Genomic DNA, 12,794 nt, shown 5'->3' on the forward strand with positions numbered 1-12,794 from the left:
TACTGTGAGAGGTCGTAGTAGAAGTCCGCCCACCATCCGGGGTCGAAGGGGGCGCGGGCGGCGGCCTCGGCGAGCCGCTCGGCCCAGGAGGCGAGGCGCTCAGGGGGGTGGTTCGAGGCGCGTGCCCACACTCCTCGCCAGAGACACCAGCCGCCGCAGTCGTACGGGGTGCAGCTCCGGGTCGAGGAACTCCGTGACCCCCGTGGCGGCGACCGCGTGCGGGGTGAAGGCCGTGGCGTGCTCCTTGCCCTCCCACAGCACTGCCCGGTGCAGGGAGGTGCGCGTGCCGGACGCCGTGGCGATCACCGGGATGAACGGCACTTGGGAGATGCCGTGACCGAGCCGCTGGAAGGCGGAGGTGAGCCGGGTGAGTGCCGTGGGCGACCGCCAGCACATGAGGTCGACCAGCGCTCCGGCAGGAATGGGTGCGCGTCCGTCCGCTGTGGCGAGCACCGCGCGGGCACATGTCTCGGCCAAGGTGTCGAGCAGCAGGCCGTTCCACGGCACCGCCTCGTTGAACGACCGCCGGTTCATCTCGGCGAAGAACTGGGCGTGGACGAAGCCGCGCACGGGGGCCGCGATCTGCTCGCCCATCGGCAGGAAGGTGTACAGCCGCCCCTCGCGCAGGGGATCGGCGACCGGTACGGCGACGCGTACCTCGGCCTTCTTCTCCCAGGCCATCCAGTCGCGTCGCATCCCGCTCGTCTCGATCGAGGCGGCAAGCGCCTCCCGGGGGCGGTCCGGGTCGGCCTTCCCGCAGACGACAATCAGTCGCATCCGCCGGCGCAAGGTGACCTGCTGAACCTTCAGGCCACGGGCGTGGTGCAGCACCTCCACCTGACGGTCGTACGTCCTACGCCGGAGACCTCGGGGGCGTCGCACAGGTGCAGCACGCTCTTGAAGCCGACACCCTTGTGGCCGATCCCGGCGTCGGCACGCTTGCTGGACAGGGCAATGCTGCACAGGTCCTTGAAGTCCTTGCCGCCGAACGGCTTGCCGCGATTGGCCACATATAGGGTGCCGTACCCACCCTCGTCCTCATCCAGCCGGATCTCGATGCGTCCGTCGTTGGCTCTGGCCGGGTGCGCGTCGTGCGCGTTCTGCAACAACTCGATGAGCACCCGGCCCTCATACTCGGGCGCGATGATCGTCTCGGCCACGGCCTTGGCTTCTCGGGCCGCGTCACGGCCGTCGTCCCAGTCCCGCAGACAGCCGCGCACCTCGACCAGTGCCTTGTCGTGAACGCGCTTGCGCACGGCGGCCGACCGGCGCTGCCGCACACGCTCCGCCGACAGCCGCCGGCCCCCAGCTGCCATACCGCTGCTCCCCACCCCGTGCGCCTCCCGCCCCGCTCACCGACCCCAGAGGGGTCCAGGTTCAGGGACCGCCGACATACCACCACCAGACGACAAACATCCTCGCGGCTTCTCCACTCACTTACTACAGGTCCGCCCCGGCATTGGTCTCTGTCACGGCCCACGAACTTTGCTTCACCTCCGTCCCCGGCCAACTCCGAGACCCCAGGCGAGTGGCCTTCCGCCGACGCTCCCCGCTGCTCCGCATGGGGAGCGGCTGGGGAGTTTTTCGTCGCTGGGGGGAGGCTCTGGGGAGTTCCGGCGGCATAAGCCGGTACCCCACCGAAAGACGCTGAAAGAAGGGGCACCGCAGGTCAGGGACTCAATGGGCAACAAAAGCCCAGGTCAGCGACCCGACCCCGGGACCTCCATGCCGAAGGTGCCCTGGAGGGTCGGGCGGGTGGTGAACATCTGACCTCTCACCGGGCCTGGGGACATGGGACCAGGAGCCGGAGCACTCGGGTCCGGAGCCTTCTCCCCTTCGCTGCCCCGGGCCTGGCGATGTCAATCACAGTCATCGGCTCCACCGGCTTCCGACCCGTGAAAACCAGCAGGTCAGAGCCCGAATGTCCACAGGTTATGGATCTCCTTCCTATCAGGCATTGGACGCATGCGACGCGCCGTCACAGTCTGGAACGAGCCCCGGTCCCGACCACTGAGGAGTCATCATGGGCACAGAGAGGAGCACCGTCGACGGTGTCATCCGGACGAGTGCGCGAGGCCACTCCGTCCTGAACAGTCCACGTCTGAACCGGGGTACGGCTTTCACCCGGCGGGAGCGGCAGGAGCTCGGACTGGTCGGTCTGGTGCCGCCACACGTCCTGACGCAGGACCAGCAGGCCGCCCGCGCCTACACGCAGTTCGGGTCACAGCCCGACGACCTCGCCAAGAACGTCTATCTGACGGCACTGCGCGACCGCAACGAGGTGCTCTTCCACCGGCTCCTCGGTGACCATCTGGCCGAGATGCTGCCGATCGTGTACACCCCGACCGTCGGTACGGCGATCGAGCGCTACAGCTACGAGTACCGCCGCCCGCGCGGCGTGTACCTCTCGGTCGACGACCCCGACGCCATCGAGCGCTCCCTGCGCGCCTCCGGGCTGGGCGCCGGCGACGTCGACCTGATCGTGGCGACGGACGGCGAGGCGATCCTCGGCATCGGCGACTGGGGGGTGGGCGGCATCGACATCGCGGTGGGCAAGCTCGCCGTGTACACGGCCGCCGCCGGGGTCGACCCGGCCCGCACCCTGGCGGTGATGCTGGACGTCGGCACCGACCGGCAGGAGCTGCTGGACGACCCGCTGTACCTGGGCAACCGGCACCCGCGTGTGGACCGGGACAGTTACGACGCGTTCGTCGACGCCTACGTCGCCACGGCCACGAAGCTGTTCCCCGACGCCCTGCTGCACTGGGAGGACTTCGGCTCGTCCAACGCCCGCCGCATCCTGGACCGCTACCGCGAGAAGACGCTGACGTTCAACGACGACATCCAGGGCACCGGCGCCGTCAATCTGGCCGCCGTGCTCTCCGGCGTGCGCGCCGGCGGGGCCGCGCTGCGCGACCACCGGGTGGTGCTCTTCGGGGCGGGAACCGCCGGCGTCGGGATCGCCGAGCAGCTCCGCGACGCGATGATCGCCGACGGGCTGACGCCACGGGAGGCCGCGGAGCGCATCTGGGCCGTCGACCGCCACGGCCTGCTGACCGAGGGCCAGCGGGGGCTGCGGGACTTCCAGATGCCCTTCGCCCGCGGCCGCGCCGAGGTGGCCGGCTGGCGGCACGACGAGGACCTCGGTGGCGTGCCGCTGGCCGAGGTCGTCGACCGGGTACGTCCGAGCGTCCTGATCGGCACCTCGGGGCAGGGCGGCGCCTTCACCGAGGACATCGTCCGCTCCATGGCCGCGCACGCCGACCGTCCGGTCATCCTGCCCCTGTCCAACCCCACGCGGCTGGCCGAAGCCGTCCCCGCCGACCTGCTCGCCTGGACCGGCGGCCGGGCCCTGATCGCCACCGGCAGCCCCTTCGAACCGGTGGAGACGGACGGCGTCACCCACCACATCGGGCAGGCCAACAACGCGCTGGTCTTCCCCGGCCTGGGTCTTGGCACGGCCGTCGCCCGGGCCGAGCGGATCACCGACGGCATGCTGGTGGCCGCGGCCCGCGCCATCGCGGACCAGACCGACCCCGCGGCACCGGGCGCGCCGATCCTCCCCCCGATCGACCGGCTGCGCACCACCTCCGTGGCCGTGGCCGTGGCCGTGGCCCGCGCCGCGGTCGCCGGCGGCGTCGCCCGGGAGACGGCCGACGAGACGATCGAGGAGCGCGTCCGAGCGGCCATGTGGCATCCCGTGTATCCGCCGATCGAGGCCGTCTGACGGGCCTCCGCCCGGGTATCGCTCCCCACCCCCCCAGGGGCGCCGACCGGACTCCCTCGGCTCTCTGACGCACCGTCACCGGCCCGCACGGTCGCACCCCCGCCTTACTTCAAGGATTGACGCAGTCATGTCTCTCGCCGAGATCTTCACCGTTGTGGTGCCGGTCTTCCTCCTCATCCTGGTCGGCTACGGCACCGGCCGCCGGGCGCTCTTCGATGCGGGCGGTGCACAGGCGCTGCGCGAGTTGACCATGCAACTCGCGCTCCCCGCCGCCCTGTTGCTGAGCATCTGGCAGACACCACGGCACGTGCTGGTCGAGCAGCTGCCTCTGGTGGGCCTGCTGGCGTTCGGGTTCCTCGCCGTGTACGCCGTCCTGCTGGGCGTGCTGCGTCTCGCGGCCCGTCGCCCGCTCCGGCGGGCGGCCCTGTTCGCGCTGGCGTGCGTCCAGCCGCAGTACGCCTTCATGGGCACGTCCATCCTGGGAGGCCTGTTCGGGACCGCTCAGGCCGCCGTGCCGATCGCCGTCGCGGGCATCATCGTCAACGTCGTTCTCGACCCGGTCGTCCTGATCCTCCTCGGCATGCCGGAACATGCGGAGCCTCGGACGGCCACCGCCGGGGCTGCGGCCCTCGCTCGGCGCCCCGCCCTCGTCACCGCCGGCGGGGGTACGCCCGAGGCGGCCGCCCGGCCGGTCCCCGCCGAGGCCGGGTCGCCCGGCCCTCGCCCCTCCGCGCTGCGCACCGTCGGGCACGCGCTGCGCGAGCCGTTCTGCTGGGGCCCTGTCCTGGGCCTGGTGCTGTCGGTCGCCGGGGTCGGTGTGCCGGAGATCGCGGACTCCGCGCTGAGTCTGCTCGCGGGCGCCGCCTCGGCGACGGCCCTGCTGTACGTCGGCGTCTCCGTCGCCCGGATCGGCCGGCCCACGCTGTCCCCCGCGGTGTGGGCGGTCTCGCTCACCAGCGTGGTCGTCCTGCCCCTGCTCGTCTACGGGACGGGGTTGCTCCTGGCCTCCGAGGCGGTCGCCGCCCAGGCCGCGCTGATTCTCGCGTTCCCCGTCTCGCCCGTCCCTCTGATGTTCGCCGCCCGGCACGGCTCGGGCAAGGACGTGCGGACCATCGGCTCCGCCGTCGTACTGAGCCTGCTGCTCTCCTTCGTCACCCTGCCCCTGCTCATCGAGCTGGTCGGCTGACCGCGGTCGCGGCAGCGCTGCCGGGGCCACGCCTCGCGCGCTCCGCACCCGCCTCGCAGCCGATCCCCCGAAAGGACACGGCCTCATGACACCAGCTGCAGACTCGCGACCGGATCGTCCGCGCCGCCCGTCGCGCCCGTGGTGGCCGCGCTCCGTTCTCGGCCGCTTGCCCGGATCCCTGCCGTGGGCCGCGGCGGCGCGGGGGGCCGTCGCGCTCGCGCTGCCCCTGCTCGCGGGACTCGCCACCGGATGGGTCGTGCTGTCGGTGATCGCCGCCATCGGCGCCCTGTGGGGGGTGAGCCAGGACGGTTCCGATCCGTACCGGGTCCGGGTGCGGCGACTGGGCTGGACCGGGGTGTCCAGTGCGCTCGGCCTGCTCGCCGGTGAAGTCGCCCTGCGCAGCGGGGAGCCGGCGGCGGTGGCGGGGTCTCTGGTGACGGCCGCGCTCGTGGCGGGCGGGGTCAGCCTGCACGGGCGGATCGCGTCCGTGTCGGGCATGCACCTGCTGCTCGGTGTCACGATCGGCAGTGGCATCCCCGTGCCGGGGCCGTGGTGGCAGCCGCCGTTGGCGCTGCTCGCCGGTGTCGCCCTCGTCCTCGTGCTGTCCGCGGCCCCGTGGCTGTGGCGCCGGCACCACGTCGAACGGGCCGCCGTGCTCGCCGTGTACCGGAGCGCGGGCGACGCCCTGGACGCGACGGGTACCGATGCCGCCGAGGAGGCCCGCCTGCGGATGACGCTGGCCCTGAACCACGCCCACGAGGTGATGGCCCCCCATCTCGGCCCACGCGGGCGGCGGCAGCGGGCCAAGACCGGGGACCTGGTCCGAGCGTTCCACTACGCCGTGCGGCTGGGCGAGGCCGTGACGGCGGTGGTGTGGGAGGGCCGTGCGCTCCCACCCGCCCTGACCCGCGTACCGCGGCACCTGGCCGGACGTCTGCTGCCGGGACACCTCGCGGTGCCGGAGGACCGCGCGGCGCGGCCGGCACCGGTGACCGGCTCGCCGGGCAGGCGCGCCCTGGCCGAACTGGTCACCGCCGTGGACGGTGAACCGGACGGGGCCGACCCGGAGTTGCGCCTGCCGGCGCACGACGGGCCCGGACGGGCGGCGCGTGTGCGGTACGCCCTGCTGCTGGCCGGATGCGTGCTCGCCGCCCATGTGCTCGCGGAGGTGCTGCACCACCCTCGCGGTTACTGGCTGCCCATGACGGTGGCCTTCGTCTACAAGCCCGATTTCGGCCCGCTGTTCCCGCGCGCACTGCACCGGTGCGTCGGCACGATCGTCGGGGTGGCCGCCATCGGGGCGGTGTCCGCGGCGGCCACCGGTACGTACGCCGTGGTGGGCGTCGTAGCCGTGTTCGGCGCGCTCATGGCCATCGGCGTGCGGCACCACTACGCGCTCGCCACGCTGGGCCTGACCGCCGTCGTGTTCGTGCTGCTCGACCTGCTTGGCGACCACCGTCCGCTGTACGGCACGCGGGTGGTGGACACGGCGGTGGCGTCCGCGCTGGTGCTCGTCGCGCACTTCGCGGTGTGGCCGGACTCCTCCGCCCACCGCGCCGAGGCACAGACCGAGGCCGCCGTCGCCGCCGCACGGCGCTACCGCGACGCCGCGCCGCAAGCGGGTACGGTCCAGCGGCAGGCGCTGCGCCGTGCCGCCTACCACCAGCTGGCCGACGCACGGCGGACGGTCGCTCACGCCCGGCGAGAACCGGCCCGCCGCGGGCGGCCGCTGCCCGACTTGGAGAGCGCGATCACGGCGGCCGAGCAGCTCTGCGACCAGGTGACCGGGCACGCGGTCGCGGGTGCGGCGAACCCGGTCCGATAGAGCGGATCCCAGTCCGGCGGAGCGGATCCCAGTCCGGCGCTGGGGTGATCCATGCTCCCGCCGCCTGGGTCGTCAGCGACCCATGACGGGGAAGAATGGCACCATGGATCTCCAGGTGCTGCGTTCCTTCCAGTCCGTCGCGCAGGGAACGACGGTGACCGACGCCGCGACGGACGCCGGTATCACCCAGCCCGCCCTGTCCCGCGCCCTGGCCCGGCTGGAGGACGAGGTCGGCGCCGAACTCCTCCAGCGCGTCGGGCGCGTACTGCGCCTCACACCGGCGGGGCGGGTGTTCAAGGAGTACGTCGACGGGGTGCTCGACAACTACGACCGGGGCCGACGAGCCGTGGCGGAGATGGTCCACCCCGACTCGGGCGTGGTGTCGCTGGCCTTCCTGCACACCCTGGGCACCTGGCTGGTCCCCCGGCTCGTCACCGACTTCCGGCGGACCTTCCCGCAGGCGCAGTTCGGGCTGCAGCAGGACGGCGAGATGGGCCTGACGCGGCACCTCCTCGACACCACCGCGGATCTGGTCATCACCAGCAGCGACCCCGGCCACCCCCTCATCACATGGCGGCGTCTTCTGGTGGAGCCGCTGCGGCTGGCCGTCCCGTCCCGGCACCGGCTGGCCAGGCGCCGCCGGATCCGCCTGGCCGAGGTGGCCGAGGAACGGTTCATCCTGCTCAAGCAGGGATACGGGCTGCGTGACATCACCGCGGGGCTGTGCCGCGAGGCCGGCTTCACGCCGGTCATCGCCTTCGAGGGCGAGGAGGTGGAGACCCTGCGCGGTCTGGTCGCCGCGGGTCTGGGAGTGTCCCTGATCCCGCCGTCGCCGGACATCACGGCGGCCTCCGAGTCCCCGATCCGCTACCTGGAGATCACCGACGTACGAGGCGCCCGGGACATCGGCATCGCCTGGCTGAGTTCCCGCGCCGTGCCGCCGATCACCCGGCGCTTCCTCGACCACGCGCTGCGGACGTCGACCGTGGAGTGAATGCCCCTTACTGTCGCGGGAAGTTGAGGTATGTCCGTCCTTGTCCGGGGCGACGACGGCAGGGTGCGCTCAGCGCAGCGCGACGGCGCCGACGCGCACGGTATTCGGGAGACGTAGGTGGGAGGCCGCACTTCCGCCCCACAGGGAGGCATGTGACACTGTCGTCCCGTCCGCCGTGCGGGCCCGCTCCGCACCGTCTGTCCCCCACAGAAGGGCGCCGTGCGTTCCCTACCTCTGCCCCTGGCCCTGACCGCACGCCTGTCCCCGGTGGTCGTGCTCGCGACCATGGGCTGGGCTCTGTCGTCCGGTCCGCTCGCCGCGCCGCAGGCCGCCGAGCACACCTCGGCCGAAGAGAAGACCGAGACCCAGTCCGCGTCCGGCCCGTCGACGGAGACGGTGTCGAAGGCGTACTCGGCCGCGCCGGCGCCGTGCGAGAGCGTCGCCAAGAAGACGGTCGAGTCGCTGGTGCCGGGTGCCAAGACGGCCGGGAAGGAGATCCCGTCCACGGACTCGAAGCTGCGCCGCACCTGCTCCTGGAACGCGCTCAAGGGGTACGACTACCGCTGGCTCGACGTGTCCTACGAGGTGCTGGAGTCGGACGAGGCGGCGCAGAAGGCCTACAAGAAGCACACCGAGGAGAAGAGCGGCGGCGGCGCCGTCCCCGGCCTCGGCGACACCGCGTACTCCATCGTCAACCTCACCACCGAGGACAAGCAGGAGACCCGCGAGGGCCAGGTGTTCGTCGCCGCGTCCAACGCCCTGGTGACCATCACGTACAACGGCAGTGACTTCGAGTCGAAGAAGGCGCCCAGCACGGACACGATCAACAAGGGCGCCATCAAGGCCGCCAGGGAAGCGGTGGCCGCGCTGGAGGCCGAAAGCGGCGAGGGCTGATCGCCCTCCAGCGCACCCACCCGTGTCAGACCGTGGTGCGACGGCCCCGCAGCGCCATCAGCACCAGGTACAGGACCATCGACGTACCCAGGCCCACCGCCCAGCCGTAGTCGGCCAGGTCGGCCAGCGCCGGGATCGGACGGCCGTCGGTCAGCGGCTTGAAGCTCGCGCCGCCGACGGCGAGGATGCCGCCGGCCGCGAAGGCGACGACGGCCCGCCAGTTCCAGCCGCCCTCGTACCAGTAGCGGCCGCCCGTGCGGTACAGGTCGGCCAGGTCCAGCCGGGCGCGGCGCAGGATCCAGTAGTCGGCGATGAGGATGCCCGCGACGGTGCCGAGCAGCCCGCCGACCAGGCCGAGCCAGGTGAAGATGTAGCCCTGCGGGTCGGAGTACAGCTTCCACGGGAAGATCAGCACACCGAGGACGCAGGTGGCGAGGGCGCCGGCGCGGAAACTGATTTTGCGGGGCGCGATGTTGGAGAAGTCGAAGGCCGGTGAGACCAGGTTGGCCGCGACGTTGACGGACAGTGTCGCCACCAGGACCGTGACCAGCGCGAAGAGCAGGCCCACCGTGCTGTCCGTCTTGGCGGCGAGCTGTACCGGGTCCCAGATGGCCTCGCCGTAGACGGCCTGCGAGCCGGAGGTGACCATCACGGACAGGAAGGCGAAGAGCGTCATGGTCGTCGGCAGACCGAGGGCCTGGCCCCGGGTCTGCGCCTTCTGGCTCTTGCCGTAGCGGGTGAAGTCGGGGATGTTCAGCGACAGCGTGGACCAGAAGCCGATCATGCCCATCAGGGCGGGTGCGAAGAGCTTCCAGAAGTCGGCGCCCCAGCCGAGCTTGGAGGGCTGGTCGAACAGCGGGCCAAAACCGCCCGCCTTGTCGCTCATCCACCACAGCATCACGAACGCGCCGACGAGCACGAAGGGCGCCGCCCAGTTCTCGAAGCGGCGGATCGTCTCCATGCCCCGGTAGATGATGACGACCTGCAGCGCCCAGAAGATCGCGAACGACAGCCACATGGTCCAGGCGTAGCCGCCGACCTTCGCGGCGTCCGTCCAGCCGCTCCCGATGAGCTTGCCGGCCAGGAAGTAGATGGCCTCGCCGCCGATCCAGGTCTGGATGCCGAACCAGCCGCACGCGACCAACGCCCGTACGACGGCGGGCAGGTTGGCCCCGCGGATGCCGAAGGAGGCACGGGCGAAGACCGGGAAGGGTATGCCGTACTTCGGTCCGGCGTGCCCGGTGAGCAGCATCGGTATCAGCACGATGACGTTGGCCAGGGCGATGGTGAGCACCGCCTGCTTCCAGTCCATGCCGACGGCTATGAGCCCGGAGGCCAGGGTCCAGGAGGCCGTGTTGTGGGCCATCCCGACCCACAGCGCGGAGAAGTTGTACGTGGTCCAGGTGCGCTTCTCGACGGGGACCGGCAACAGGTCCTCGTTGGCGTAGGGACCGGTCGGTGCGGGGGCGCCCGGGGCGATCTCCACCCGGCCGTCGGCGAGGGTGACTTGGGAGGTCGGCGGTGTGGCCGTGGGAGCGGTATCGGTCATGTGCCAGGCCAATCAGGGGAGGTGGGACGGGAAAGGCCATGCGGGTGACGCCGATGGGGGGTGCGCTCGGGAGCGTCCTGGGCCCCCTTCCCGGGCCGCCGGGAAGGGGGAGTTCGAGGAGAGGTGTTGCCGGGCGGGTACGTCAGCCGACGACAGCCGGGATGACCCGCGTCCCGTACGCGTCGATCACGGCCTCCTGCGCGTCGTGCATGTCGTAGACGGCGAACTGGTCCACGCCCAGCGCGCGCAGCGCGTTCAGCTTCTCGATGTGCCGCTCGACCGGGCCGATCAGGCAGAACCGGTCGACGATCTCGTCGGGCACGAACTGGGTGTCGGGGTTGCCGCTGCGCCCGTGGTGGGAGTAGTCGTAGCCCTGGCGGGCCTTGATGTAGTCGGTGAGTTCGTCGGGAACCTGGGCGGAGTGCTCGCCGTACTTGGAGACCAGGTCGGCGACGTGGTTACCGACCATGCCGCCGAACCACCGGCACTGCTCACGCGCGTGGGCGAGCGCCTCGGGCGAGTCGTCCTCGGTGACATAGGCCGGGGCGGCGACGCAGATGGTCACCTCGGCGGGGTCACGGCCGGCGGCGACGGCCGCGTCCTTCACGGCCTTGACCATGTACTCGGTCAGATAGAGATCGGCCAGCTGGAGGATGAACCCGTCCGCCTCCTCCCCCGCCATCTTCAGGGCCTTGGGGCCGTACGCGGCCATCCACACGGGCAGTTCGGCACCCTCGCCGATCCACGGGAACCGGACGACGGTGCCGCCGAGGTCGGCCTCCCGGCCGCTGCCGAGCTCCCGGATGACCTTCATGGCCTCGCTGATCCGGGCCAGCGTGTTGGGCTTGCGGCCGGCCACGCGCATCGCGGAGTCGCCGCGGCCGATGCCGCAGACCGTGCGGTTGCCGAACATGTCGTTGAGAGTGGCGAAGGTGGAGGCGGTGACCTCCCAGGTACGGGTGCCCGGGTTGGTCACCATCGGCCCGACCTTCAGCCTGGTCGTGTTGGCCAGGATCTGGCTGTAGATCACGAACGGTTCCTGCCACAGCACGGCGGAGTCGAAGGTCCAGCCGTACGAGAAGCCGTTGCGTTCCGCGCGCTTCATCAGGCTGACGACCCGCGACGCGGGCGGGTCCGTCTGCAGGACGAGTCCGAAGTCCATCCGCACTACTCCTAATTGAGGTACTGACAGGTGGAACGCGGGGTGAAGACGCCGTGCCCGGCGTGTCCGGTGTACTCCCGCTCGGTGATGACGAGTTCGCCGCGCGAGAGGACCGTCTCGACCCGGCCGGTGGTGCGTTTGCCCTCGTACGCCGAGTAGTCGACGTTCATGTGGTGCGTCTCGGCCGACATGACCTGCTCGGCGTGCGGGTCGTAGATGACGACGTCGGCGTCGGCGCCCGGCGCGATGGTGCCTTTCTTCGGGTACAGGCCGAACATCCGGGCCGGGGAGGCGCAGGCGATCTCGATCCAGCGGCGGCGGGAGATGTGCCCGTCGAGGACCGCCTGGTGGAGCAGGTCCATACGGTTCTCGACGCCCGGGAGGCCGTTGGGGATCTTGGAGAAGTCGCCGAGGCCGAGGTCCTTCTGGCCGACGAAGCAGAAGGGGCAGTGGTCGGTGGAGACGACCTGGAGGTCGTTCGTGCGCAGGCCCCGCCACAACGCTGCCTGGTGTTCCCGGGGCCTGAGCGGTGTGCTGCACACGTACTTGGCGCCCTCGAAGTCCGGCTCGGCGAGGTTGTCGGTGGACAGGAACAGATACTGCGGGCACGTCTCGCCGAAGACGGGCAGCCCCTCGTCGCGGGCCCGGGCCAGCTCGGCGACCGCCTCCGTCGCCGAGACGTGCACGACGTACAGGGGCGCGCCGGCCACCTGCGCGAGCTTGATGGCCCGGTGGGTGGCCTCGGCCTCCAGCAGGGCCTTGCGGACCTCGCCGTGGTAGCGGGGGTCGGTCTCGCCGCGGGCCAGCGCCTGTTCGACCAGGACGTCGATCGCGATGCCGTTCTCGGCGTGCATCATGATCAGGCCGCCGTTGTCGGCGGAGCGCTGCATGGCGCGCAGGATCTGGCCGTCGTCGCTGTAGAAGACGCCCGGGTAGGCCATGAACTGCTTGAAGGAGGTGACGCCCTCCTCCACCAGGTGGTCCATCTCCTTGAGCGTGTGCTCGTTGACGTCGGAGACGATCATGTGGAAGCCGTAGTCGATGGCGCAGTTGCCGTCGGCCTTGGCGTGCCAGGTGTCCAGGCCCTCGCGGAGGCTGTGCCCGACGCTCTGCACGGCGAAGTCGATGATCGTCGTCGTGCCGCCCCAGGCGGCGGCGCGGGTGCCGGTCTCGAAGGTGTCGGAGGCGAAGGTGCCGCCGAAGGGCAGCTCCATGTGGGTGTGGGCGTCGACGCCGCCGGGGATGACGTACCTTCCGGTGGCGTCGATCGTGCGGTCCGCGGTGAATGTCTCGGCGGCGGGTGTACCTGAGGCTGCGAGGGCGGCGATGCGGCCGTTCTCGATCAGGACGTCGGCGTGGATCTCGTCGGATGCGGTGATGACGAGGCCGCCGCGGATGACGGTACGGCTGCTCATGTCGTGGTCGCTCCTCGCTGTGGGTTGGTGCGGGTCGTCAGT

Annotated in this window: 10 protein-coding genes; 5 read left to right on the plus strand and 5 right to left on the minus strand. The window is 71.3% G+C overall.

From position 1 onward, the window contains the following. Positions 1 to 99: 99 nt before the first annotated feature. On the minus strand, positions 100 to 777 hold the full coding sequence (locus ACZ58V_RS11885; RefSeq protein WP_471289804.1) for a hypothetical protein: 678 nt from the start codon (positions 775 to 777) through the stop codon (positions 100 to 102). A 29-nt stretch (positions 778 to 806) separates the two neighbouring features. After that, positions 807 to 1,316 (minus strand): sacsin N-terminal ATP-binding-like domain-containing protein, encoded by a 510-nt coding sequence (locus ACZ58V_RS11890; RefSeq protein ID WP_471289806.1) that lies wholly within the window; start codon positions 1,314 to 1,316, stop codon positions 807 to 809. Positions 1,317 to 2,023: 707 nt separating this feature from the next. Here ACZ58V_RS11890 and ACZ58V_RS11895 point away from each other — a divergent pair. The 5 genes from ACZ58V_RS11895 to ACZ58V_RS11915 all read left to right on the plus strand — a co-directional run bounded on the left by ACZ58V_RS11895 (position 2,024) and on the right by ACZ58V_RS11915 (position 8,626). Beyond that, the gene (locus ACZ58V_RS11895; protein ID WP_468183742.1) at positions 2,024 to 3,727 is read left to right on the plus strand and encodes an NAD-dependent malic enzyme; all 1,704 of its coding nucleotides are present in this window, start codon (positions 2,024 to 2,026) and stop codon (positions 3,725 to 3,727) included. Positions 3,728 to 3,854: 127 nt separating this feature from the next. Next, the gene (locus ACZ58V_RS11900; RefSeq protein ID WP_471289808.1) at positions 3,855 to 4,913 is read left to right on the plus strand and encodes an AEC family transporter; all 1,059 of its coding nucleotides are present in this window, start codon (positions 3,855 to 3,857) and stop codon (positions 4,911 to 4,913) included. A gap of 85 nt (positions 4,914 to 4,998) precedes the next feature. Further along, on the plus strand, positions 4,999 to 6,738 hold the full coding sequence (locus tag ACZ58V_RS11905) for an FUSC family protein (protein WP_471289809.1): 1,740 nt from the start codon (positions 4,999 to 5,001) through the stop codon (positions 6,736 to 6,738). Between the two features lie 103 nt (positions 6,739 to 6,841). Beyond that, the gene (locus ACZ58V_RS11910; RefSeq protein ID WP_471289810.1) at positions 6,842 to 7,732 is read left to right on the plus strand and encodes a LysR substrate-binding domain-containing protein; all 891 of its coding nucleotides are present in this window, start codon (positions 6,842 to 6,844) and stop codon (positions 7,730 to 7,732) included. 219 nt (positions 7,733 to 7,951) lie between these two features. Then, positions 7,952 to 8,626, plus strand: a complete 675-nt coding sequence (locus tag ACZ58V_RS11915; RefSeq protein ID WP_471289811.1) for a hypothetical protein — start codon at positions 7,952 to 7,954, stop codon at positions 8,624 to 8,626. Positions 8,627 to 8,651: 25 nt separating this feature from the next. Here the strand turns inward: ACZ58V_RS11915 and ACZ58V_RS11920 are convergent, their stop codons facing one another. The 3 genes from ACZ58V_RS11920 to hydA form a co-directional block, all read right to left on the minus strand. After that, entirely contained in the window at positions 8,652 to 10,175 is a 1,524-nt protein-coding gene (locus ACZ58V_RS11920) for an NCS1 family nucleobase:cation symporter-1 (RefSeq protein WP_468183727.1), read from the minus strand. A 142-nt stretch (positions 10,176 to 10,317) separates the two neighbouring features. Continuing rightward, positions 10,318 to 11,337, minus strand: a complete 1,020-nt coding sequence (locus tag ACZ58V_RS11925; protein WP_471289812.1) for a TIGR03842 family LLM class F420-dependent oxidoreductase — start codon at positions 11,335 to 11,337, stop codon at positions 10,318 to 10,320. Between the two features lie 11 nt (positions 11,338 to 11,348). Further along, a complete protein-coding gene (gene hydA, locus ACZ58V_RS11930) occupies positions 11,349 to 12,752 on the minus strand; it encodes a dihydropyrimidinase (protein ID WP_468183721.1) in 1,404 nt (467 codons plus the stop codon). Between the last annotated feature and the right edge of the window lie 42 nt (positions 12,753 to 12,794).

It is taken from the genome of Streptomyces sp. NPDC040589 (assembly GCF_055594445.1).